The organism is Rhodoferax saidenbachensis, from assembly GCF_031457975.1.
Lineage (GTDB): Bacteria > Pseudomonadota > Gammaproteobacteria > Burkholderiales > Burkholderiaceae_C > Allorhodoferax > Allorhodoferax saidenbachensis_A.
Genome location: NZ_JAVDXO010000012.1, coordinates 87,098 through 108,743, shown reverse-complemented (window position 1 = coordinate 108,743; position 21,646 = coordinate 87,098). Strand labels below are relative to the sequence as shown.

22 protein-coding genes and 4 tRNA genes are annotated in these 21,646 nt (G+C 62.9%); 20 read left to right on the top strand and 6 right to left on the bottom strand.

The window, feature by feature from the left end; all coding sequences use genetic code 11:
• Positions 1-35: 35 nt before the first annotated feature.
• From J2X15_RS19600 to apaG, 4 genes are read right to left on the bottom strand one after another with little or no spacing between them, the layout of a single operon-like run.
• The gene (locus J2X15_RS19600) at positions 36-281 is read right to left on the bottom strand and encodes an HNH endonuclease (RefSeq protein ID WP_310346189.1); all 246 of its coding nucleotides are present in this window, start codon (positions 279-281) and stop codon (positions 36-38) included.
• A gap of 6 nt (positions 282-287) precedes the next feature.
• Positions 288-1,286 carry a thiamine-phosphate kinase gene (thiL, locus tag J2X15_RS19595; RefSeq protein ID WP_310346239.1) on the bottom strand — a complete coding sequence of 333 codons (999 nt, stop codon included), beginning with the start codon at positions 1,284-1,286 and terminating at the stop codon, positions 288-290.
• Positions 1,287-1,313: 27 nt separating this feature from the next.
• A complete protein-coding gene (locus J2X15_RS19590) occupies positions 1,314-3,311 on the bottom strand; it encodes a site-specific recombinase (RefSeq protein ID WP_310346187.1) in 1,998 nt (665 codons plus the stop codon).
• Complete coding sequence (apaG, locus tag J2X15_RS19585; protein WP_310346185.1) at positions 3,311-3,703, bottom strand: Co2+/Mg2+ efflux protein ApaG; 393 nt, start codon at positions 3,701-3,703, stop codon at positions 3,311-3,313. Before apaG ends, J2X15_RS19590 begins: the two co-directional genes overlap by 1 nt.
• Before the next feature lie 58 nt (positions 3,704-3,761).
• Between apaG and rpe the strand changes: the two genes are divergently transcribed.
• The 3 genes from rpe to gph are packed head-to-tail and all read left to right on the top strand — an operon-like array spanning position 3,762 to position 7,975.
• Positions 3,762-4,439, top strand: a complete 678-nt coding sequence (gene rpe, locus J2X15_RS19580; protein WP_310346184.1) for a ribulose-phosphate 3-epimerase — start codon at positions 3,762-3,764, stop codon at positions 4,437-4,439.
• Positions 4,440-4,445: 6 nt separating this feature from the next.
• On the top strand, positions 4,446-7,256 hold the full coding sequence (locus J2X15_RS19575; protein WP_310346180.1) for a putative bifunctional diguanylate cyclase/phosphodiesterase: 2,811 nt from the start codon (positions 4,446-4,448) through the stop codon (positions 7,254-7,256).
• A gap of 8 nt (positions 7,257-7,264) precedes the next feature.
• Positions 7,265-7,975: a phosphoglycolate phosphatase gene (gene gph, locus J2X15_RS19570; protein WP_310346178.1), complete on the top strand. Its 711-nt coding sequence runs from the start codon at positions 7,265-7,267 to the stop codon at positions 7,973-7,975.
• A gap of 13 nt (positions 7,976-7,988) precedes the next feature.
• Here gph and J2X15_RS19565 read toward each other — a convergent pair whose 3' ends face one another.
• On the bottom strand, positions 7,989-9,518 hold the full coding sequence (locus J2X15_RS19565) for a methyl-accepting chemotaxis protein (protein ID WP_310346174.1): 1,530 nt from the start codon (positions 9,516-9,518) through the stop codon (positions 7,989-7,991).
• Between the two features lie 177 nt (positions 9,519-9,695).
• The gene (locus tag J2X15_RS19560; RefSeq protein WP_310346172.1) at positions 9,696-10,280 is read right to left on the bottom strand and encodes a chalcone isomerase family protein; all 585 of its coding nucleotides are present in this window, start codon (positions 10,278-10,280) and stop codon (positions 9,696-9,698) included.
• 397 nt (positions 10,281-10,677) lie between these two features.
• On the opposite strand from J2X15_RS19560, the gene trpE reads away from it, so the two are divergent.
• The 17 genes from trpE to rplA all read left to right on the top strand — a co-directional run bounded on the left by trpE (position 10,678) and on the right by rplA (position 21,541).
• A complete protein-coding gene (gene trpE, locus J2X15_RS19555) occupies positions 10,678-12,195 on the top strand; it encodes an anthranilate synthase component I (RefSeq protein ID WP_310346170.1) in 1,518 nt (505 codons plus the stop codon).
• Entirely contained in the window at positions 12,192-12,512 is a 321-nt protein-coding gene (locus J2X15_RS19550) for a chorismate mutase (RefSeq protein ID WP_310346167.1), read from the top strand. The genes trpE and J2X15_RS19550 overlap by 4 nt, the downstream gene beginning before the upstream one ends.
• Positions 12,509-13,084 carry an anthranilate synthase component II gene (locus J2X15_RS19545; RefSeq protein WP_310346164.1) on the top strand — a complete coding sequence of 192 codons (576 nt, stop codon included), beginning with the start codon at positions 12,509-12,511 and terminating at the stop codon, positions 13,082-13,084. The genes J2X15_RS19550 and J2X15_RS19545 overlap by 4 nt, the downstream gene beginning before the upstream one ends.
• Before the next feature lie 8 nt (positions 13,085-13,092).
• Positions 13,093-14,139: a low-specificity L-threonine aldolase gene (ltaE, locus tag J2X15_RS19540; protein ID WP_310346162.1), complete on the top strand. Its 1,047-nt coding sequence runs from the start codon at positions 13,093-13,095 to the stop codon at positions 14,137-14,139.
• 9 nt (positions 14,140-14,148) lie between these two features.
• The gene (locus J2X15_RS19535) at positions 14,149-14,880 is read left to right on the top strand and encodes a LysE family translocator (protein ID WP_310346159.1); all 732 of its coding nucleotides are present in this window, start codon (positions 14,149-14,151) and stop codon (positions 14,878-14,880) included.
• A 10-nt stretch (positions 14,881-14,890) separates the two neighbouring features.
• On the top strand, positions 14,891-15,934 hold the full coding sequence (trpD, locus tag J2X15_RS19530) for an anthranilate phosphoribosyltransferase (RefSeq protein WP_310346158.1): 1,044 nt from the start codon (positions 14,891-14,893) through the stop codon (positions 15,932-15,934).
• An 8-nt stretch (positions 15,935-15,942) separates the two neighbouring features.
• On the top strand, positions 15,943-16,731 hold the full coding sequence (gene trpC / locus J2X15_RS19525; RefSeq protein ID WP_310346156.1) for an indole-3-glycerol phosphate synthase TrpC: 789 nt from the start codon (positions 15,943-15,945) through the stop codon (positions 16,729-16,731).
• Positions 16,732-16,735: 4 nt separating this feature from the next.
• Positions 16,736-17,434 (top strand): uracil-DNA glycosylase, encoded by a 699-nt coding sequence (locus J2X15_RS19520; RefSeq protein WP_310346153.1) that lies wholly within the window; start codon positions 16,736-16,738, stop codon positions 17,432-17,434.
• Between the two features lie 66 nt (positions 17,435-17,500).
• A tRNA-Tyr gene (locus J2X15_RS19515) sits at positions 17,501-17,586 on the top strand.
• A gap of 29 nt (positions 17,587-17,615) precedes the next feature.
• A tRNA-Gly gene (locus J2X15_RS19510) sits at positions 17,616-17,689 on the top strand.
• A 60-nt stretch (positions 17,690-17,749) separates the two neighbouring features.
• Positions 17,750-17,824, top strand: a tRNA-Thr gene (locus J2X15_RS19505).
• A gap of 86 nt (positions 17,825-17,910) precedes the next feature.
• Positions 17,911-19,101 (top strand): elongation factor Tu, encoded by a 1,191-nt coding sequence (gene tuf, locus J2X15_RS19500; protein ID WP_310342543.1) that lies wholly within the window; start codon positions 17,911-17,913, stop codon positions 19,099-19,101.
• A gap of 9 nt (positions 19,102-19,110) precedes the next feature.
• Positions 19,111-19,186 (top strand) — tRNA-Trp (locus tag J2X15_RS19495).
• A gap of 98 nt (positions 19,187-19,284) precedes the next feature.
• Complete coding sequence (secE, locus tag J2X15_RS19490; protein WP_310346149.1) at positions 19,285-19,668, top strand: preprotein translocase subunit SecE; 384 nt, start codon at positions 19,285-19,287, stop codon at positions 19,666-19,668.
• A complete protein-coding gene (gene nusG / locus J2X15_RS19485; protein ID WP_310346146.1) occupies positions 19,668-20,258 on the top strand; it encodes a transcription termination/antitermination protein NusG in 591 nt (196 codons plus the stop codon). Before secE ends, nusG begins: the two co-directional genes overlap by 1 nt.
• 155 nt (positions 20,259-20,413) lie before the next feature.
• Positions 20,414-20,845 carry a 50S ribosomal protein L11 gene (rplK, locus tag J2X15_RS19480; protein WP_057674553.1) on the top strand — a complete coding sequence of 144 codons (432 nt, stop codon included), beginning with the start codon at positions 20,414-20,416 and terminating at the stop codon, positions 20,843-20,845.
• A complete protein-coding gene (rplA, locus tag J2X15_RS19475; RefSeq protein ID WP_310346137.1) occupies positions 20,846-21,541 on the top strand; it encodes a 50S ribosomal protein L1 in 696 nt (231 codons plus the stop codon).
• The last annotated feature ends 105 nt before the right edge of the window (positions 21,542-21,646 follow it).

Sequence of the window (21,646 nt, the reverse complement as noted above, 5' to 3'; positions counted from 1 at the left end):
CAGTTGGTAAATTAAAGAAGAAAAAAACGGCCGTGTCAAGTTTCTGGGCGTTTGCTGTCTGGGGTGGTGCCGCGGATGTGGCGTTGGTTGTTGCAGAAGTCGTGGCTGATGGCCAGGTTTTCCAGGTGGCTGCTGCCGCCCTCACTGCGCGGGACGATGTGCTCCAGCGTGGCATCAGCGTGAGCGACGTGTTTACCGCAAATCCAGCAGGGCACCTGGCCATGCAGCTGGCGGGCCACGGTGCGGTAGATCTTCTCGCGGGTGAGGGACAGGGCGGTCATGCGGCGTCAGGCGAAATGGTCAAAACTCTTCCAGTCCCCCGGCAGGGGTTGGCCGCGGCCGTCCACTACGCGCAGCCCCGCGGCTGCGTCAATGCGGCCAATGCGGGTGACGGGTGTGTCACTGGCCAGAGCCGCAGCCTGCACGGCGGCGGCCCGGTCGGGTGGGGCGGTGAACACCAGCTCGTAGTCATCGCCACCGGCCAGCACGCACTGCAGCAGCTGTGCAACTGGCATTTGAGAAGAAAATAGGCCGCTAGCCCCCGTGGAATATGCGCCAGCAGCTAGCAAATGCATAGCAATGCCCGCATCCAGCGTAGCGCCCACACCGCTTTGCTGCAGGATGTGCCCCAGGTCGCCGAGCAGGCCGTCGCTCACATCGGCCACGGCGCTGGCCACCTCGCGCAGGGCCAAGCCCAGCGCCACACGTGGCGTGGGTTGCTCCAGCCGCTGGCGGGCTTGCGTCAGCAGCGCGGGTGGTAGGTGAACTTTGCCTTGCAGGCATTGCAGCGCCAGCGCGGCGTCGCCCAGCGTGCCGCTCACATACACGTCGTCACCCCCTTGGGCGCCGCTGCGCAGCAGGGCCTGGCTGGGTGGCACTTCGCCAAACACGGTGATGCAGATATTGAGCGGGCCCCGCGTGGTGTCGCCACCCACCAGCGCGCAGCCGTGCGCATCGGCCAGGGCGAACAGGCCTTCGGAAAACGGTTGCAGCCAGGCGGCATTGGCCTCGGGCAGGGCCAGCGCAAGGGTGAAGCCCAGCGGGCGGGCGCCGCAGGCGGCCAGGTCGCTGAGGTTCACCGCCAGCGCCTTGTGGCCCAGGGTGCGTGGATCGACGTCGGGGAAGAAGTGGCGGCCGCTGACCAGCATGTCGCTGCTGACGGCCCACTGCATGCCGGGGGTGGGCTGTAGCAGGGCGCAGTCGTCGCCCACGCCCAGCGCCACGCCGGCGCCCAGCGCCCGCTCGGGGCGCCGGAAGTAGCGCGCAATCAGTTCAAACTCGCCCAGGCCGGCCACGCTATGCACCGGCTTTCATCAGGCCGCGGGTTCGCGTGCGGGCCAGAAGAAGCTCAGCGGGGCCTGGCGCAGGCGGGCAAACACGGCGCCCTGGATGCGCGTGCGCCCCACACCCGAGACGTTGTGCGCGCGCAGCGCCACGCGGAACGCCAGGTAAAAGCTCACGCTGAGGTTGAGCACGCCAATCAGCGGAATGCTGGCCGCAGCCCACCAGAAGGCGGGCAGCTTCACCACATCCCAGCCCAGGCTGGCGCAGGCCGCGCCCAACTGGCCGGTGGACAGGGTGACGTGGCGCGCGTCCAGCCCCACGCCCAGAAACGCGAGGATGGGCGGCACCAGCCCGAGCATGAAGCCCAGTGAAATGCTGGCCGCCAGACCCGACACGTTGTTGCGCATGAAATGCGCCCAGCGGTCGGCCCGCGCCGTACCCAGCCAGGCGGTGATGCGCGGGTTGTAGCGGATGGCCGAGTCCAGCCGGTGCAGCACAAACCAGTTTTCCACCCAGCCTGCGATGATGCTGCAAGCAAACAGCAGCACGCCAGTGAAGGCCGCAAACAGCAGGCAAGGCCCGAGCAGCGTGAGCGAGTGCAGCACGTAATGCGCCTTGTCTTCGCTGATCATGGGCTGGCCCAGCGTGTACTGCATGGCCAGCGACAGTGCAATGACGGCCGGGAACACCATGGTGACATTGCCCAGTACCGCCGCCACCTGCGAGCGCACCAGATGGGTCACCTCGTCCACAAAGGCCGCCAGTGCGGTGTCATCCGAAATGTCCTTGAGTTTGGCGGCCATGGCCGGGGCGGTCATGGCGGGTTGCTTGGTGGCCAGCGTGTAGTGCATGAGCTGGATCAGCACAAAGCTGGCCGCATAGACCACGCCCGACCACATGCCCATCCAGAAGGCCGACAGGCCAAACGCCATCAGGCCGAACTTCATGAGGGTGGTGAGCGCGGTGAGCGCGCCACCACCGGCGGCATTGCCCAGCATCTCGCGGTACTCGGCGCGGGTGCGGGTGATGTAGTGCTCGCCCGTCTCGCTGCTGCGCTCGGCTACCTTGGCCGCCAGCAGCGACGAGTTGGACGCCACCAGCGCGCCAATGCTGCGCTGCTCCTGGCTGACGCTGGCCAGGTGCGAGACCAGGCGTGCGCTGGCGCGGTGGCCGTCGTCGTCCATCAGGCAGTCCAGCAGGGCGCGCACACGCAGCACGCGTTCGCGCAGTTGGCGCAGGCGGAACACCAGGTCCACCGAGATGCCATGCGCCTCCAGGTGGGTGTAGACCGAGGCAGCGGCGTGGCGGCAGGCGTCCAGCCGGGTGCGGAACTGCTGCACCGCGGCGTGGGTGTCTTCGCCAGCTAGCCAGGCGTCGCACACCGCATCCAGGTCGGCCGACAGGTGGTGGAAGGGGCTGGCATCGCGCGCGGGCACGCTCATGCGCAGGCGAATTTCGGGCGAGAACCCGGCCGCACTGATCTGGCTGGTGCAAAACCGCATCGCATCCAACAGGGTGCTTTGCCAGTGCGTGAGTTGCGGGCGCAGGGCGGCGTGCTGGCCTACGGCGGGCGTGCCCAGCAGGGCGGCCAGGCGTCGCAGCGTGGGCTCGGGCAGGACGGCCAGCCACTGGGCGTCGTGCTCACCGTCCAGCACCAAGCCAAACAGCTCCGAGGCATCGCTGGTCTCGGGCGTAGCGGGCAGCAGCTTGTGGTGCAGGCGCTCCACAAATTCGCTGACAAAGGCGTTGCGCGAGGCAAAGCCGTAGTCCGACAGCAGGGTGCTGCCATCCACGGTGTGCAGCAGGGCACGCCACCACACTTGCAGTTTCTCGGTAGTCGCGGGGCGGGCGTCCAGCACGTCCAGCAGCAGCTCCACGCGGCCCACCGCGGCATCAGCGCCGTCGTTGTGGCCGCGTATCCAGTCCAGCAATGCAATCAGCCAGACATGGCGCTCCACCAGGCCCGCAGCGGGGTCCAAAGTGTCGAGCAGCGTGGCGATGTCGCTGCGGGCGCCAGGCGCGACCATCAGTGCAGGGTGCGGGAGCCACCCGCGTCACTCAAGGCATCCAGCACAAACATGGGGATGGTGACGTCGAACTTCTCACCGTCCTCGGCCACGCAGAAAAAGCTGCCGTGCATGGTGCCGGTTGGCGTGCGCAGCCGGGTGCCGCTGGTGTACTCAAACGCCTGGCCGGGCTTGAGCAGGGGCTGCTGGCCCACCACACCCAGGCCCTTGACCTTTTCGGTGTGGCCATTGGCGTCGTTGACGTTCCAGGCGCGCGAGATCAGCTGCGCGGTCACGTCGCCCGTGTTGGTAATGGTGATGGTGTACGCAAACACGTACAGGTCATCGGCGGGTGCAGACTGGTCGGGGAGGTACTGGGGCGTCACTTCCACCAGAAATTCGTATTTGGCCATGGGCCAATGCTACCTGCGAAAATGATAGTCTTGTCAACCCTCTTTCCAAGCCCCCGCCATGACGTACCGCATTGCTCCTTCCATCCTGTCTGCCGACTTCGCCCGCCTGGGGGAAGAGGTCAAAAACGTGATCGCCGCAGGCTCCGACTGGATCCACTTTGACGTCATGGACAACCATTACGTGCCCAACCTGACCTTTGGCCCCATGATCTGCAGCGCCTTGAAGCCGCACGCCAAGACGGCAGCGGGCGTGGCCGTGCCGATTGATGTGCACCTGATGATTTCACCCGTGGACGCGCTGGCTGCCAGCTTTGCTGAAGCCGGGGCCGATTACATCAGCTTTCACCCTGACGCCTCGGGCCACGTGCACCGCAGCATCCAGGCCATCAAGTCCAAGGGCGTGAAGGCCGGGCTGGTGTTCAACCCGGCCGAGCCGCTGGATGTGCTGGACTGGGTGATCGAGGACATCGACCTGATTCTGATCATGAGCGTGAACCCCGGTTTTGGCGGCCAGAGTTTCATCGACTCGGCGCTGCGCAAGATCGAAGACGTGCGCAAACGCATCACCGCCAGCGGCAAGGACATCCGCCTGGAGGTGGACGGCGGCATCAAGACCGACAACATCCGCCGCGTGGCAGACGCTGGCGCCGACACCTTTGTGGCGGGCAGTGCCATCTTTGGCAAGCCCGATTACAAGGGTGTGATCGACGCCATGCGTGTAGCGCTTCAAGGCTGACCGGCATTGACCGCGCCCTTGCCACCCGTGGTATCGCCTCGCCCCTCTGCGCACTGGTTTAGCGCGGTCATGGGCGAGGGGGGCGCCCACCGCCGGGTGCGCGTGGCCATGTACAGCACGCTGCTGCTGTTGGCTATTTTGGCCACGGTGCGGGTGGTGCGCTTGGGGCAGGCAGAGCAGGTGCGTCAGTTGGATATGGACATCATCCGCGTGGCCGCGGAGCAAAGTGCTATCACCCAGCGCCTGGGCGTGCAGGCGGCCCGACTGGCCTTGCACCCGCTGGAGCCTTTCGCGGCCAATCCGTTGTCAGACACGCTGATCCTTTCGCAGGCGCAGGCGCAGCACCTGGAAGACCTGCTGGCCCAGCAAGTGCCCTTGCAATCTCTGGCGAGTACGGCGCTGCAGCAAGCGCAACTGCGCTGGCAGCGCAGCCGCGTAGGCCTATGGAACGATGTCAAGGCGGTGCTGCTGCAGGCCTCCTTGCATGACGCGCAAGCCCTGGTCCAGGCGCTGGATGTGCTGCAGGCGGAGTTGGAACAGTCGCTGCTGGCCAGCGGCGACTTGGTGGTGCAAGTGCAGAACACAGCGGTTGAGCGCAGCCGGGATGCGGTGCGCATGATGCGGTGGTTGACCGGCGGTGCGCTGCTGTTGTTTGTGTTGCTGGGGCTGTGGTTGGTGGAGCCCACCGCACGTGCAGTGCGCCGCCAGTACCGCACGCTGGCCAGCCAGACGGACCGACTCAAGCGCCTGGCCATGGTGGCCGAGCTCAGCTCCAACGCCATGGCCGTGACCGACGAGAACCACCGCGTGATCTGGGTCAACGAAGCCTTTACCGAGCTCACCGCATACATGCCAGCGCGGGCGCAGGGCCGCCGCATTGGCACCTTGCTGAAAGCCCGCAGTGCTGACCCCGAGCGTTTCGCCGAGTTCAGCGAAGCGCTGCGGGATGGGCGGGGCATCAAGCGCGAGATGCGTATCAGCATCAAGGGCACCGAGGTGGGCTGGGTGCTGGTGGACATGCAACCCATCAACGATGAGCAGGGCACGTTGAGCGGCTGGGTGCTGGTGGCCACCGACCTGACCGCCATGCGCCAGCAGCAGCAGTTGCTGTCGTTGGCGGTAGACGGGGCAGGCCTGGGCATCTGGCACTGGGACATGGTGCCTGACACCATCCACTGCAACCTGCGCATGCATACCATCCTGGGCTATGAGCCCGGCGAGATGGACATGGCAGCGACCTTCTGGAATGAATTGATCCACCCGGAAGACCGCGATCACTGGCAGCAGTCGATGCGCCAGCATCTGCAGAACCCCTCGGTGCCGCACCGCTTGGCTGTGCGAGCCCGCCACCTCAGTGGCCGCTGGGTCTGGATCATGTTTGCCGGCACCGTGGCCGACCGCAACCCGCAAGGCCGCGCCGTGCGCATGGCCGGTGTGGCCATGGATGTGAACGCCCAAAAAGCCATGGAGCAGCAGCTGCGCGTGGCCGCCCGCACCGACGGCCTGACTCAGTTGCCCAACCGCGCGGTGGTGGTGGACCTGATCCGCGCCGCCATCGAGCGCCACAAGGCGCAGCCGGGCTACCACTTTGCCGTGTTGTTCATGGACTTTGACCGCTTTAAGCAGGTCAACGACACGCTGGGCCACAGCGTGGGCGACGAGCTGCTGCGCCAGATTGCACGTCGCCTGCAAGACAGCCTGCGCCCGGGCGACAGTTTTGTGCACACCAGCGACTTTCAGCAGATTGCGGCCCGGATTGGCGGTGACGAATTCGTGGTGCTGCTGGACGACATGCGCGGCGACCTGGACGCCGAGATTGTGGCCAGCCGCTTGCTCGATGTGCTGGCTGTGCCCTACACGGTGGAGTCCCACCGCATCAGCTCCACGGTCAGCATCGGCATCGTGACCAGCACCCATGCCGAGCTGGACGCCGACAGCGTGCTGCGCGATGCCGACATTGCCATGTACGAGGCCAAGCGCGCCGGGCGGGCCCGTTACGTGCTGTTCGAGCCCTCCATGCGCTCAGATGTCAGTGCCTCGGTGGCGCTGGAAAACGACCTGCGCCAGGCCCTGCCCAATGGCGAGATTTTTGTGCAGTACCAGCCCGTGGTGCACCTGCCAGGCAACACCGTGGCGGGTATCGAGGCGCTGGCCCGCTGGCGCCATCCGCAGCGCGGTTTGGTGTCGCCGGCCGACTTCATTCCATTGGCCGAGGCCTGCGGCCTCATCGACGCCGTGGGGCAGTTTGTGCTGCACCAGGCTTGCCGCACCTTTGAGCTGCTGCAGCACCAGTTGGGCCCCGTGGCGCCGCCGGTGGTGGCGGTGAACCTGTCGCGCGCCCAACTGCGCCAGCCACGGCTGGTGGCCGACATCCAGGAGGCGCTGCGCGACACCGGCATGTCGCCCCACCAGCTGGTGCTGGAGGTGACCGAAAGCCTGGCCGCGCAGGACGCGACGGTACAGCACACCCTGCGCGAAATCCGCGCGCTGGGCGTGGGCCTGTCGTTGGACGACTTTGGTACCGGTTACTCCTCGCTCTCCTGTCTGCACGAGCTACCGGTGAACACCGTGAAGATCGACCGCTCTTTTGTCAGCCAGGCCAGCGACAGCGAATACCACCGCGTGCTGATTGAAGCCACGCTGCGCATGGCGCACACCCTGGGGTTGGGCACCGTGGCCGAGGGCATTGAAACGCCCGAGCAGGCGCGGCTGATGGCCTCACTGGGCTGTGCCGAAGGCCAGGGCTACTTGTTTGCCAAACCCATGGATGTGGCTCCGCTGGTGATGTGGATCCAGTCTGGCCCCCATCCTCTTTGATGTTTTTGATGACCTTGAATACCTTGCCCTGGGCCCTGCCCGCATTCGACGCCGCCATCGTGGATTTGGACGGCACGTTGGTTGACACCCTGGGTGACTTTGTGGAGGCCCTGCAGCGCATGCTGGGCGATTTGCCATCGCCTTACCGCGACTTTGCGGTGGACCGCGTGCTGGTGGAGCGCCTGGTGGGTAAGGGCTCGGAAAACTTGATAAAAAGCCTGTTGGCCCTCGTGGAATATGCGCCAACAGCTATGAATTCAGGAGCAATATTCGATGCGGCCTGGGCCAGCTACCAACGCCACTACCCGGATGTGAACGGCCGCTACTCCAGCGTCTACCCCGGCGCACTGCAGGGGCTTGCGCAGTGCCAGGCCGCGGGCCTGCGCCTGGCCTGTGTGACCAACAAGCCCACGGCGTTTGCCCAGGCGTTGCTGGCCGACAAGGGGCTGGCCGGGTTTTTCCTGCATACCGTGGGTGGCGACGCGGTGGCGCGCAAAAAGCCGGACCCCATGCCCCTGTTACATGCCTGCAGCTTGCTGGGCAGCAGCCCTGCGCGCACGCTGATGGTGGGGGATTCGAGCAACGACGCCCAGGCCGCGCGCGCGGCGGGCTGTCCGGTGTTGCTGGTTAGCTATGGCTACAACCATGGCGAGCTCATCCACGCGGTGGATGCGGACGCGTTCGTGGATACGCTGGCTGACTTGTCCTGGCAGGGCTGAACTGCGGGGGCGGCTACACCGCCAGCTTGAATACCGCGACCACCTGCACCAGATCCTGCGCCTGAGACTTCAGGCTGCTGGCCGCGGCAGCCATCTGTTCCACCAGGGCGGCGTTTTGCTGGGTGGCCTGGTCGATTTGCGAGACCGCCTCACTCACCTGGGCCACTCCGGTGTTTTGCTCCGTGCTGGCCGCGCTGATTTCGCCCATCATGTCGGTCACGCGACGGATGGCGTTCACCACCTCGCCCATGGTGCTGCCGGCCCGGTCCACCAGGGCGGTGCCCTGTTCCACACGCTCCACACTGGTGCTGATGAGTTGCTTGATTTCTTTGGCGGCATCGGCGCTGCGGCCCGCCAGGGCCCGTACCTCGCTGGCCACCACGGCAAAGCCGCGGCCCTGCTCGCCCGCGCGTGCCGCTTCCACCGCCGCGTTCAGCGCCAGGATGTTGGTCTGGAACGCGATGCCATCGATCACGCTGATGATGTCGGAGATGCGGTTGGAGGACTCGTTGATTCCCTTCATGGTTTGCACCACCTGGGAGACTACCTCGCCGCCCTGCAGGGCCACGCTGGAGGCGTTGGTGGCCATCTGGTTGGCTTGGCGGGTGCTGTCGGCGCTGCGGCTTACGGTGGCGCCCAGCTCTTCCATGCTGGCGGCGGTTTCCTGCAGGGCGCTGGCCTGTTGCTCGGTGCGTGCTGAGAGGTCGTGATTGCCCTGGGCAATCTCGGAGCTGGCCAGCGCCACCCCGTGGGAGCCCTCGCGCACCTTGGTCACCAGCATGGATAGGCTGGCCTGCATGGTTTGCAGCGAGGTCATCAGCGCGGCCACCTCGTCGCGCCCCTGGATGTGCAGCTGCGAGGTCAGGTCACCATTGGCCACTTTGTCGGCCACAGTCACGGCTTCGCTGAGCGGACGCACAATCTGGCGGCTCAGCCAGATGCTGCCGGCCAGTCCGGCGAGCGTGACCAGAACCATCACGCCATACGCCATCTGGCTGCCACGCAAGGCCTCGGCACTGGCGGCTTCCGAGGCGGTTTTTTCCTTTTGGGACAGTTGGACGCGCAATTCGCCTAGTAGAGCGACGGCATCGCGGTCTTTGCCGCGGGCGGCCTTGTCACCCGCCTGGAAGTCCATGCCGCTGGCCTTGTAATCTTCCAAGCCTTTTTGGTAACCCTGGGCGGCTACCTGCATGGCCGAGGTCAGTTTCTGGGTCGTGGCCTTGCTCTCGCCCTCTTCCAGCATGGTGTTGAGCGTCTGGAGCCCCTCGCCTACGGATTTCATTTCCTTCAGGTGGGCGGCCCAGTACTTGTCCAGGTCCTGCTGCTCCTTGCCGCGCAACAGCACGTTTTTCCACTCTTGGATGGCAGTGGCAAAGTCGCCGGCAATGTCGGCCGCCTTCTTGTTGGCCGCCACGTGGCGCAGCACCTCTACCCTGTAGGTGTCGACCGCGTGGTTGAGCTGGGTGATGCCAAACAGCCCGCCCACAAAAAGTAGCGCCAGGGCTACCGCGAATGCCAGAGGCAGTTTGAGACTGAGCTTCATAGCGAAATCCTTTGCGTGGGAGACGATCGGATACGACAAGCACTTACAGACTACAAGGATTGGCGGTCTGTGTCATCCCTTCATGTGAAATGAGAAGACATAAAAAAGCCTGCCGTGGTACGAACCGGGCAGGCTGGTTGTGGGCCGCCGCAGTGCGCGACGCCGGGGGAGGGCGGTTTACTTTATGCCGAGCAGTGCATCCTTGAGCTTGAAGTCGGCAGGGGAGGTTCCGAACCAGATGGACATGATGGCTTTGAAGAATTCGGGCTCCTTGAAGGGTTCGCCCTGCACCTTGCCCTTGGCCGTGACGACCATGCCGGTGCCGGGAATCCAGTCCAGCAGGATGATGTCGCCGGGCATCAACGCCTTGTTGACCGTGAAGATGTCGCCCATACGGATCAGGCCGGGCACGAGCTTGGACATCTCGTTCTTGGGCACGTTGTCTTCCACGCCACGGGTCAGCAACTTGCCAAAGGGGCCTGCTTCAATTTCGCGCAGAAAGGTCATGGTCAGACGTTTGGGGCCCGGTGCAGCGACCAACTCCTCCAGCGAGCTGACTTTTTGGGTGGTGTACAGCTCGCCCACATAGACCTTGAACACGGCCTTGTAGCGGATGCCGGCGCCGTTGAGCTGCAACTTGGTGCCTGCCACGGTGGCGGTGTCTTCGACCTTCACACCACTGATCTCCTGGGTGGTGGCGAAGGCGGAGCATGCCAACATCAGAGAGGCCAGGCCAGCGAGCAAGGATTTGGGGAGCGTCATGGGAGAGGAGTCCTTTAAAAAGGAACGATCGTTCGTTTTTGATGGTGGAATTGTCCAAGGTTCCCGTCCACTGTGCATCAGGGTTTTTGCGGGTGACGTGAAATTTGGTGCGTCAGACTGGGGCTGCGGGGTTTGCTACACTGCATCCATGTTTATCCACCACATCAGCAGAATGGGTCTTAGCGACCGGGGAGCCTGGCCCTGGCGTACCTCGTCTGTTGTGCCTGGGCTCTAACACCTGCCGGCCGCCACTTCTGGCGGCCAACGCGCACGGTTTCTGAGCTTTGCGCGGTCAAGTGGCACGGATTCCCTTCCGATCTATTGCGCGCACCCTTTGTCTTTGTGGCACTCCGCTGCAAACACCCAGTGACCCGTGTGATTTGAGAGGCCCGTCTCCATGACCGAATCCGAGTTCCAAGCCCTGCGCGCGCAAGGCTTCAACCGCATCCCCTTGACCACCCAGGCCTTTGCCGACCTGGAAACCCCACTTTCCCTGTACCTGAAGCTGGCCCGCGCTGATGGCGCCACCGAACCTGCTGCCCACAGCTTCTTGCTGGAGTCGGTGGTGGGCGGCGAGCGCTTTGGCCGCTACAGCTTTATTGGCCTGCCAGCCCGCACGCTGCTGCGCGCCAGCGGCTTTGGCGCGGATGCCCGTACCGAGGTGGTGACCGATGGCGTGGTGGTAGAAACCTCTACCGCCAACCCGCTGGACTTCATCGCCCAGTACCAGCAGCGCTTCAAGGTGGCGCTGCAGCCCGGCATGCCGCGCTTTTGCGGCGGCTTGGCCGGTTACTTTGGCTATGACGCGGTGCGCTACATCGAGAAGAAGCTGCAAAGCACTTGCCCGCCCGACGAGCTGGGCACGCCCGACATCCTGCTGCTGCAGTGCGAAGAGCTGGCCGTCATCGACAACCTGTCGGGCAAGCTGCACTTGATGGTCTATGTGGACCCGGCCACGCCCAACGCCTACGCCGCCGGCCAGTCCCGCCTGACCGAATTGAAGGCCAAGCTGGCGCAGGCGGTCAGTGCGCCCGACATCAAGCCCTCGCAGAGCTTTGAAGCCCAGCGCGACTTTGCCAAGGCCGACTACATTGCCGCCGTGGAGCGCGCCAAGGAGATGATTGCCGGCGGCGACTTCATGCAGGTGCAGGTGGGCCAGCGCATCAAGAAGCGCTTCACCGCCTCGCCGCTCAGTCTGTACCGCGCGCTGCGCACGCTGAACCCCAGCCCGTACATGTATTTCTACAACTTCGGTGATTTCCATGTGGTGGGTGCGTCGCCGGAGATTCTGGTGCGCCAGGAGCAAGTCGTCGTCGATGGGAAGACCGGAACCAAAGTCACCATCCGCCCCCTGGCCGGTACCCGCCCGCGCGGCGCTACGCCCGAGCTGGACAAGGCCGCCGAGGTGGAACTGATTGGTGATCCCAAGGAGCGTGCCGAGCATGTGATGCTGATCGACCTGGCGCGCAACGACATTGGCCGCATTGCGCAGATCGGTTCGGTCAAGGTGACCGATGCCTTCATCGTGGAGCGCTACAGCCATGTGATGCACATCGTGAGCAATGTGGAGGGCATGCTGAACCCCGGTATGACCAGCATGGACGTGCTGAAGGCCACCTTCCCGGCCGGCACGCTGACCGGTGCCCCCAAGGTGCATGCCATGGAGGTGATCGACCAGCTGGAACCCATCAAGCGCGGCATTTACGGCGGCGCCTGCGGCTACCTGAGCTACGCGGGGGACATGGACGTGGCCATTGCCATCCGCACCGGCATCATCAAGGACCAGGTGCTCTACGTGCAGGCCGCGGCCGGTGTGGTGGCCGACAGCGTGCCCGAGCTGGAGTGGAAGGAAACCGAGGCCAAGGCGCGCGCGCTGCTGCGTGCGGCCGAGCTGGTAGAGGAGGGGCTGCAATGAGCACCAAACCCCAAGCCCAACACTGCGACACCATGGCCGAGGTGCGCAGCCACATCGACGCGTTGGATGAGCGCATCACCGCGCTGCTGGTGGAGCGCACCCACTACATGAGCCAGGCGGCCCGCATCAAGCAGGACGCCGCCAAGGTGCACGACCAGGAGCGCATTGAATTCATCGCCGCCCGCGTGCGCCGCATGGCCGCTGAGCTGGGCGGCCAGCCCGAGGTGGTGGAAGCCGCCTACCGCGCCCTGATGGACGCATCCATTGCATTTGAACACCGGGAATTCGCCCGCTTGCGGGAAGGAGCAGCAGCATGAAACTCGTGATGATCGACAACTACGATTCCTTCACCTTCAACATCGTCCAGTACTTTGGGGAATTGGGCGCCGAGGTGGAGGTGTTCCGCAACGACGAAATCACGCTGGAAGGCATTGCCGAGCGCAAGGCCGACCGCCTGGTGATTTCCCCTGGTCCCTGCTCGCCTGCCGAGGCGGGTATCTCGGTGGCGGCCATTCAGCACTTCATGGGCAAACTGCCCATCCTGGGCGTCTGCCTGGGCCATCAGAGCATTGGTGCCGCGCTGGGCGGCAAGATCATCCGCGCGCAGGAACTCATGCACGGCAAGACCAGTGTGATCACCACCACGCAAGAGGGCGTGTTTGCCGGCCTGCCGCAGCAGTTCACGGTGAACCGCTACCACTCGCTGGCTATCGAGCGTGCCAGTTGCCCCAAGGAGCTGGCGGTGACCGCGTGGACGGATGACGGCGAGATCATGGGTGTGCGCCACACGGGCTTGCCATTTGCGCAGCGCATGGAGGGCGTGCAGTTCCATCCGGAAAGCATCCTGACCGAGCACGGCCATGCCATGCTGAAGAACTTTCTGCAATGAGGCTCGCCATGACCGTTGATTTGCGCAGTGACACCGTCACCCAGCCCACCCCCGCCATGCGCGACGCCATGTTCGCCGCGCCCTTGGGTGACGACGTGTATGGCGATGACCCCAGCGTCAACGCGCTGCAGGACAAGCTTGCCGCGCTGCTGGGGTTCGAAGCCGCCTTGTTCATGCCCACGGGCACGCAGAGCAATCTGTGCGCCATCCTGGCCCACTGCCAGCGCGGGGACGAGTACATCGTGGGCCAGATGGCCCATACCTACCGCTGGGAAGGCGGCGGCGCCGCGGTGCTGGGCAGCGTGCAGCCGCAGCCGCTGAATCACCAGCCCGATGGTTCGCTGGCGCTGGCCGACATTGAGGCCGCCATCAAACCCGACGACGCCCACTTTGCCCGCACCCGACTGCTGGCGCTGGAAAACACCTGGGGCGGCAAGCTGCAGCCCTTCAGCTACGTACAAGCCGCTACCGATCTGGCGCGGAGCAAGGGCCTGGCCCGGCACCTGGACGGCGCCCGCCTGTTCAATGCCGCGGTGGCGCAGGCCGCCGAGCGCGGCACTGACGCCTATGCCGAGGCCAAGGCGATTGCCCAATGCTTTGACAGCGTGTCGGTCTGCTTCAGCAAAGGGCTGGGCGCACCCGTGGGCTCGGCGCTGTGCGGCAGCAAGGAACTGATTGCCCGCGCCGTGCGCCTGCGCAAAATGGCGGGTGGCGGCATGCGCCAGGCCGGTTTTCTGGCCGCGGCCGCCAGCTACGCGCTGGACCACCATGTGCGCCGCCTGGCGGATGACCACGCGCTGGCACGCCGCCTGGCCGATGGCTTGGCGGGTATCGACGGCCTGGTGGTGGAGGCGCCGCAGACCAACATCGTGTTTGTGGACCTGGAGGGCGCGGCCCGTGCACGGGCCAATGACTTGCTGGCTCACCTGGCCGCACATGGCGTGCGGGGCAACGGTCTGTACCGTTTGCGCTTTGTGACCCATCTGGATGTGGATGCGGTCGGCGTGGACCACGCCGTTGCCAGCATCCGCCAGTTTTTCGCCAACGCGGCGTAGGGGCAGGCTATGGCAATTGATCAACTCTTGCTGTTCATGGCGGCCGGCGTGCTGCTCAACCTCACGCCCGGGCCGGACGTGCTCTACATCGTCACCCACGCGCTGCGCCGTGGCGCGCGCGCCGGCATGGTGGCGGCGCTGGGCATCACGGCAGGCTGCTTTGTGCACATCTTTGCGGCCGCCGTCGGCGTGAGCGCGCTGATGGCAGCATCGGCCACGGCTTTCACCGTGCTCAAGTGGGTAGGCGCGGCCTATTTGGTCTATGTGGGCCTGCGCCTGCTGCTGGCCAAGAGTGAATCTGCTATGCAATTAGGCGCTGCTAGCGCAGATTCCACGGGGGCTAGTGGCCAAAATGGCTTGAAAACTATCTTTCTGCGTGGTTTTGGGACCAATGCGCTGAATCCCAAGGTGGCGCTGTTTTTCCTGGCCTTTGTGCCGCAGTTCATCGCGCCCGGCGTGGAGAACAAGCCGCTGGCCTTTCTATTGCTGGGCCTGCTGTTCAACTTCAACGGCATGTGGGTGAACCTGGGCTGGGCCGTGGCGGCCGCATGGTTGGCCCGCAGAGCGAGCAAGGTTTTCACCGCCGGGCCGCCCCAAGGTGAAAATGCGCCCCCTCGGGGGGCAGCGACCCGCGCAGCGGTGGAGCGTGGGGGCATATTCCTCTGGCTGGACCGCATCGCCGGCGCGATGTTTGTAGGATTCGGAATCAAACTGGCGCTCACCGCAGCGCCCAAGGCTTAAGGACATGGACATGACCCAGACTGCCAAGATCACCCCGCAGGAAGCCCTGCAACGCACCATCGAGCACCGCGAGATTTTTCACGACGAGATGCTGCACCTGATGCGCCAGATCATGTCCGGCGAGATGTCGCCCGTCATGATGGCAGCCCTGATCACGGGGCTGCGCGTCAAAAAAGAGACCATTGGCGAGATCACCGCCGCCGCGCAGGTGATGCGCGAGTTTTCCACCAAGGTGGAGGTTGCCGACAAAACCCATTTGGTGGACATCGTAGGGACCGGCGGTGATGGCTCGCACACCTTCAATATCTCCACCTGCAGCATGTTCGTGGCCGCGGCCGGGGGCGCCAAGGTCAGCAAGCACGGCGGGCGCAGCGTCAGCAGCAAGAGCGGCAGCGCCGATGTGCTCGAAGCCCTGGGCCTGAACATCAACCTCAAGCCCGAGCAGATCGCCCAGTGCATTGCCGAGCAGGGCATTGGTTTCATGTTCGCGCCCAACCACCACCCGGCCATGAAAAACGTGGCGCCGGTGCGCAAGGAGATGGGCGTGCGCACCATCTTCAACATCCTGGGCCCGCTGACCAACCCGGCCGGCGCGCCCAACATCCTCATGGGCGTGTTCCATGCCGATCTGGTGGGCATCCAGGTGCGCGCGCTGCAGCGCCTGGGCGCCGAGCACGCCATCGTGGTCTACGGCCGCGACGGCATGGACGAGGTGAGCCTGGGCGCCGGCACCATGGTGGGCGAGCTCAAGGACGGCGAAATCCGCGAGTACGAGATCCACCCCGAAGACTTCGGCATGGTCATGGCGAGCAACCGGTCGCTCAAGGTGGAAACCGCCGAGGACTCGCGCGCCATGCTGCTGGGGGTGCTGAACAACCAGGCTGGCCCGGCCAAGGACATCGTGATCCTCAACGCCGGCGTTGCCCTGTACGCGGCCAATGTGGCCAATACCATGGAAACCGGTATCACGCTTGCGCGAGCAGCTATCGAATCAGGAGCGGCGAAGGCCAAGCTCGACGCCTTGGTGGCACTCTCTGCCCGCCTGGCCCACTAGGAAATCTTATGAGCGACATTCTGGACAAAATCGTAGCCGTCAAACACCAGGAGGTGACCGCGGCCCTCAAACGCAAATCACTGGACGTGGTGCGCGCCGACGCTGAATCGCGCGTGCTGACGCGGGACTTCGTGGGCGCCTTGCGCGCCAAGATCGCCGCCGGCCAACCCGCGGTGATCGCCGAGGTCAAAAAAGCCAGCCCGTCCAAAGGCGTGCTGCGTGAAGACTTCATTCCGGCCGACATTGCCCAAAGCTATGCCGAATATGGCGCCGCCTGCTTGTCAGTGCTTACTGACGTGCAATTCTTCCAAGGCGAGATCGATTACCTCAAGCAAGCCCGCGCCAGCTGCCAGCTGCCCGTGCTGCGCAAGGATTTCATGGTCGATGCCTACCAAATCTACGAGTCGCGTGCGATGGGGGCCGACGCCATCCTGCTCATCGCCGCCGTTCTGGACGATGCGCAAATGCGGGACTTCGAGGCCATCGCGCGCGGCCTGGACATGGCGGTACTGGTGGAGGTACACGACCAGCCCGAGCTGGAGCGCGCCCTCAAGCTCAGGACCCCGCTGATCGGCATCAACAACCGCAACCTCAAGACCTTCGAGGTCTCGCTGGACACCACCCTGGCACTCAAAGCCCTGGTGCCGGCCGACCGTCTATTGGTCACAGAAAGCGGTATTCACACCCGTGAGGACGTGTTGCGCATGGGGTCTGCAGGCGTCAATGCCTTCCTGGTAGGCGAAGCCTTTATGCGGGCGCCCGAGCCAGGCGAGGCGCTGGCGGCACTGTTCGGTTAAACCCATGGCGGACCAGTTGCAAAGCGCTGATCCTGCGGCCTGGCCTGTTGCGCCGGGCTGGCGGTCGTTAGTGGACGGTTTTTTTGAGGGTCAGAGCGGACGGGGCCTGCTGCAGTTCCTGCAGCATCGTCTTGACGCGGGCGCCGTTGTTTTTCCACCCCAGCCGCTGCGCGCGCTGGAGCTGACGCCGCCTGAATCCGTGCGCGTGGTCATCCTGGGCCAAGACCCGTACCACGGGCGTGGCCAGGCCGAAGGGCTGGCGTTCTCCGTGGCGCCGGGAGTGGCGTTTCCACCCTCTTTGCGCAATATTTTCAAGGAGCTGCAGCGCGATCTCGGTACGCCGCCGCCCACCTTTCCGCAGCCCGGCGGCAGCCTGGTGAAGTGGGCGCAAAAGGGCGTCTTGCTGCTCAACACCTGCCTGACGGTGGAGGAGGGGCAGCCCGCCAGCCACTCGGGCAAAGGCTGGGAGGTGCTGACCGACGCGGTGATCCGCCAGGTCTCGCAAGAAGCCCAACCTGCGGTCTTTATGCTGTGGGGCGCTCATGCCCAAAGCAAGCGCGCGCTGATCGACGCCAGCCGCCACCTGGTGCTGACGGCCAACCATCCCTCGCCGCTGTCGGCGCTGCGTCCGCCCGTCCCCTTCATCGGCTGTGGGCACTTCTCGCAGGCCCGTGCCTGGCGCGATGAGCATGGCACGGCCTAAATGCAAATTTGTGTGCAAGTTCATGACGAAGGCAAATTAACGTGGCATAATCCGGGGTTCACCGAAGGAGAGGTGGCCGAGTGGTTAATGGCAGCAGACTGTAAATCTGCCCTCTTACGAGTACGCTGGTTCGAATCCAGCCCTCTCCACCAGTGATGAGTTGACTTTTGGATGAGCCTCTGCGGGGTTCGTATAGTGGTAATACCTTAGCCTTCCAAGCTAAAGCGAGGAGTTCGATTCTCCTACCCCGCTCCACAGTTCGCTTGTTGCTACGTTGTGATGCAGATTTTTAAAGTTTGTCTGCGACAAACTTTTGCCCTTTTGGCTCAGTGGTAGAGCACTCCCTTGGTAAGGGAGAGGTCGCGGGTCCGATTCCCGCAAAGGGCACCATTTTTAAAGCGTTGCCGCTGGCATGTTGGTGATAGCGGTAGTGCGAATTTTGATTGTTTTTAACTCATTACTTTTCGGAGCTGAACATGGGTAAAGAAAAATTCACACGAACCAAGCCACACGTCAACGTAGGCACGATTGGCCACGTGGACCACGGCAAGACCACCTTGACTGCTGCTATCACCACCGTGCTAGCAGCCAAGTTCGGCGGCTCTGCCAAGGCGTACGACCAGATCGACGCAGCACCTGAAGAAAAAGCACGCGGCATTACCATCAACACCGCCCACGTGGAATACGAAACGGCCAACCGCCACTACGCCCACGTAGACTGCCCAGGACACGCCGACTATGTGAAGAACATGATCACTGGTGCTGCCCAAATGGACGGCGCCATCCTGGTGTGTTCCGCTGCTGACGGCCCCATGCCCCAAACCCGCGAGCACATCCTGTTGGCTCGCCAGGTTGGTGTGCCTTACATCATCGTGTTTCTGAACAAGTGCGACATGGTGGACGACGCTGAGCTGCTGGAACTGGTCGAAATGGAAGTTCGCGAACTCCTCGACAAGTACGACTTCCCTGGTGACAAGACCCCCATCATCCACGGCTCTGCCAAGCTCGCCATTGAAGGCGACAAGGGTGAGTTGGGCGAAGGCGCCATCATGAAGCTGGCTGACGCACTGGACACCTACATCCCCCTGCCCGAGCGCGCAGTGGACGGCGCCTTCCTGATGCCCGTGGAAGACGTGTTCTCCATCTCTGGTCGTGGCACTGTGGTGACTGGCCGTGTAGAACGCGGTATCGTCAAAGTTGGCGAAGAAATCGAAATCGTTGGTATCACTGACACCCAGAAGACCACCTGCACGGGCGTGGAAATGTTCCGCAAGCTGCTGGACCAAGGCCAGGCTGGTGACAACGTCGGTATCTTGCTGCGTGGCACCAAGCGCGAAGACGTGCAGCGCGGCCAAGTGCTGTGCAAGCCCGCTTCGATCAAGCCACACACCCACTTCACCGGCGAAATCTACGTGTTGTCCAAAGACGAAGGTGGCCGTCACACGCCCTTCTTCAACAACTACCGTCCCCAGTTCTACTTCCGTACAACGGACGTGACTGGTGCCATCGAACTGCCAGAAGGCAAAGAAATGGTGATGCCTGGTGACAACGTGTCGATCACTGTGAAGCTGATCAACCCCATCGCCATGGAAGAAGGCCTGCGCTTCGCCATCCGCGAAGGTGGTCGTACCGTCGGCGCCGGTGTGGTTGCGAAAATCATCGCGTAAGGAAAATCTAGGGGTATAGCTCAATTGGCAGAGCGTCGGTCTCCAAAACCGAAGGTTGTAGGTTCGATTCCTACTGCCCCTGCCACCTGGGAATAGGTGGCAACCAAGCCCGCTACGGTGTAGCGGGCTTCAGTGTCTTGAGGATGCTGAAAATTTAGTACAAGTGAAACGCGAATAAAGACTATGGCCACGACACAAGTTCAAACTGTCAACACCGGCGCAGACAAAGCCAAGCTGGCTGCTGCTGCATTGCTGGTGGTTGCTGCGCTGGCTGCCTTCTACCTGCTGACCAAGCAGGGGCAACTGGTTCAGTGGGCTGCGCTGGTTGTCGGTCTGGGTTTTGCGGCTGGCGCGTTCTTCACATCAGAAACCGGGCGCCAATTGATCGCGTTTGGTCGGGATGCCTGGCGTGAAGTCAAGAAAGTGGTGTGGCCTGCTCGGAAAGAGGCGATCCAGATTACTGCCTATGTATTCGGTTTTGTGCTCATCATGGCGCTCTTCTTGTGGCTCACGGACAAAACCCTTGAGTGGCTTTTTTACGATCTGATTCTGGGGTGGAAAAAATAATGACTGATGACGTGGTAATTCCCGTAGCAGAGCAGCCTGCATCCGCGCCTGTGAATCCAGATCTGCGCTGGTATGTGGTGCATGCTTACTCCGGCATGGAGAAGGCGGTTGAGCGCAACATCATTGAGCGCATTACCCGTGCTGGCATGCAAAGCAAGTTTGGCCGCATCCTCGTTCCCATGGAAGAGGTGGTGGAAGTCAAGAACGGTCAAAAGAAAACCACAGAACGGAAGTTCTTCCCCGGCTACGTGCTGGTGGAAATGGTCATGGATGACGAAAGCTGGCATTTGGTGAAGCACACCAATAAAGTGACGGGCTTTGTTGGCGGCGCAAAAAATCGCCCCGCCCCGATCTCCGAAGCCGAAGTGATGAAGATCGTCAACCAGATGCAAGAGGGCACAGAAAAGCCGCGCCACAAGATCGAGTTTGTGGTTGGCGAGTATGTCCGCGTCAAGGAAGGTCCTTTCACCGATTTCAATGGGTCGGTCGAAGACGTCAACTACGAAAAGAGCAAGGTGCGTGTGTCGGTCACTATTTTTGGCCGCTCCACACCGGTTGAATTGGAGTTTTCTCAGATCGAGAAAACGTAAGTTTCACTAAGACCTAAAGTTTACTGGCCAGTGATGGCTGGTGCTGCATTTGCGTTATCCGACTCGGCGCGAATGAATTTGAAGAGTCGTTAACCCCGGGGAGCCAAGGTCTGAGTTGTTCAGCGCCAAGGCGTTATCACCCGTAAGGAGAAATCATGGCGAAGAAAATCGTTGGTTTCATCAAGCTGCAAGTGCCAGCTGGTAAAGCCAATCCATCCCCCCCCATCGGCCCTGCATTGGGTCAACGTGGCCTGAACATCATGGAGTTCTGCAAGGCATTCAATGCGCAGACCCAAGGTGTTGAGCCAGGTCTGCCCTTGCCCGTGGTGATCACGGCATTTGCTGACAAGAGCTTCACGTTCGTGATCAAGACGCCTCCAGCCACTGTGCTGATCAAGAAGGCTATCAAGCTTGACAAGGGCTCTTCCAATCCGTTGAAGGACAAGGTTGGCAAGATCACCCGCGCCCAACTCGAAGAAATTGCCAAGACCAAGATGAAAGACATGACTGCCGCCGATCTGGATGCAGCCGTTCGTACCATCGCTGGTTCTGCCCGCTCCATGGGCGTGAATGTGGAGGGCGTGTAAATGTCCAAGCTCACTAAGAAACAAAAAGCCCAAGTTGGCAAGATCGACAGCAACAAGCTGTACGCCCTGACAGATGCATTGGGTCTGGTGAAGGAATTCGCCAACGCCAAGTTCGATGAATCCATCGACGTGGCCGTGCAACTCGGTATTGACGCCAAGAAGTCTGACCAAGTGGTGCGTGGCGCCGTGGTGCTGCCGAACGGCACAGGTAAGACCAAGCGCGTAGCGGTATTCGCCCAAGGCGCCAAGGCTGAAGAAGCCAAGGCTGCTGGCGCTGACGTGGTAGGTATGGACGACCTGGCTGCCATGGTCAAGGCCGGTGACATGCCTTTCGACATCGTGATTGCTGCGCCCGATGCCATGCGCATCGTGGGTACTCTGGGCCAGATCCTGGGACCACGTGGTTTGATGCCTAACCCTAAGGTTGGCACCGTGACCCCTGACGTCGCTACTGCAGTGAAGAATGCCAAGGCTGGCCAAGTGCAGTTCCGTGTGGACAAAGCCGGTATCGTGCACAGCACCATTGGCCGCCGTTCCTTCGAGTCTGCTCAGTTGCAAGGCAACTTGGCCGCTCTGGTTGATGCGCTGAACAAGGCTAAGCCCGCTTCCAGCAAGGGCTTGTATTTGCGCAAAGTCGCTGTTTCGTCGACCATGGGTGTGGGTGTCCGCGTGGACCTGCAAACCATCTCGGCGTAATCGCAAATTTGGATGCTTCGCAAGAAGTGTCCGATGTGGTGGGCTGCCAATGCTTCAAAGCGTGGGCAGGCCATCCAAGACCGTTGGTGTGCAGGTAACTGCGCT

Excerpts from the sequence above, each read along its gene's own strand:
- J2X15_RS19600 (WP_310346189.1), bottom strand. The coding sequence starts at position 281 with ATGACCGCCCTGTCCCTCACCCGCGAGAAGATCTACCGCACCGTGGCC.
- rplA (WP_310346137.1), top strand. The coding sequence starts at position 20,846 with ATGTCCAAGCTCACTAAGAAACAAAAAGCCCAAGTTGGCAAGATCGAC.
- J2X15_RS19550 (WP_310346167.1), top strand. The coding sequence starts at position 12,192 with ATGAGCACCAAACCCCAAGCCCAACACTGCGACACCATGGCCGAGGTG.
- tuf (WP_310342543.1), top strand. The coding sequence starts at position 17,911 with ATGGGTAAAGAAAAATTCACACGAACCAAGCCACACGTCAACGTAGGC.
- rpe (WP_310346184.1), top strand. The coding sequence starts at position 3,762 with ATGACGTACCGCATTGCTCCTTCCATCCTGTCTGCCGACTTCGCCCGC.
- rplK (WP_057674553.1), top strand. The coding sequence starts at position 20,414 with ATGGCGAAGAAAATCGTTGGTTTCATCAAGCTGCAAGTGCCAGCTGGT.
- trpD (WP_310346158.1), top strand. The coding sequence starts at position 14,891 with ATGACCCAGACTGCCAAGATCACCCCGCAGGAAGCCCTGCAACGCACC.
- J2X15_RS19590 (WP_310346187.1), bottom strand. The coding sequence starts at position 3,311 with ATGGTCGCGCCTGGCGCCCGCAGCGACATCGCCACGCTGCTCGACACT.
- J2X15_RS19545 (WP_310346164.1), top strand. The coding sequence starts at position 12,509 with ATGAAACTCGTGATGATCGACAACTACGATTCCTTCACCTTCAACATC.
- ltaE (WP_310346162.1), top strand. The coding sequence starts at position 13,093 with ATGACCGTTGATTTGCGCAGTGACACCGTCACCCAGCCCACCCCCGCC.
- gph (WP_310346178.1), top strand. The coding sequence starts at position 7,265 with ATGACCTTGAATACCTTGCCCTGGGCCCTGCCCGCATTCGACGCCGCC.
- secE (WP_310346149.1), top strand. The coding sequence starts at position 19,285 with ATGGCCACGACACAAGTTCAAACTGTCAACACCGGCGCAGACAAAGCC.
- trpE (WP_310346170.1), top strand. The coding sequence starts at position 10,678 with ATGACCGAATCCGAGTTCCAAGCCCTGCGCGCGCAAGGCTTCAACCGC.
- J2X15_RS19535 (WP_310346159.1), top strand. The coding sequence starts at position 14,149 with ATGGCAATTGATCAACTCTTGCTGTTCATGGCGGCCGGCGTGCTGCTC.
- J2X15_RS19520 (WP_310346153.1), top strand. The coding sequence starts at position 16,736 with ATGGCGGACCAGTTGCAAAGCGCTGATCCTGCGGCCTGGCCTGTTGCG.
- J2X15_RS19560 (WP_310346172.1), bottom strand. The coding sequence starts at position 10,280 with ATGACGCTCCCCAAATCCTTGCTCGCTGGCCTGGCCTCTCTGATGTTG.
- nusG (WP_310346146.1), top strand. The coding sequence starts at position 19,668 with ATGACTGATGACGTGGTAATTCCCGTAGCAGAGCAGCCTGCATCCGCG.
- J2X15_RS19565 (WP_310346174.1), bottom strand. The coding sequence starts at position 9,518 with ATGAAGCTCAGTCTCAAACTGCCTCTGGCATTCGCGGTAGCCCTGGCG.
- trpC (WP_310346156.1), top strand. The coding sequence starts at position 15,943 with ATGAGCGACATTCTGGACAAAATCGTAGCCGTCAAACACCAGGAGGTG.
- apaG (WP_310346185.1), bottom strand. The coding sequence starts at position 3,703 with ATGGCCAAATACGAATTTCTGGTGGAAGTGACGCCCCAGTACCTCCCC.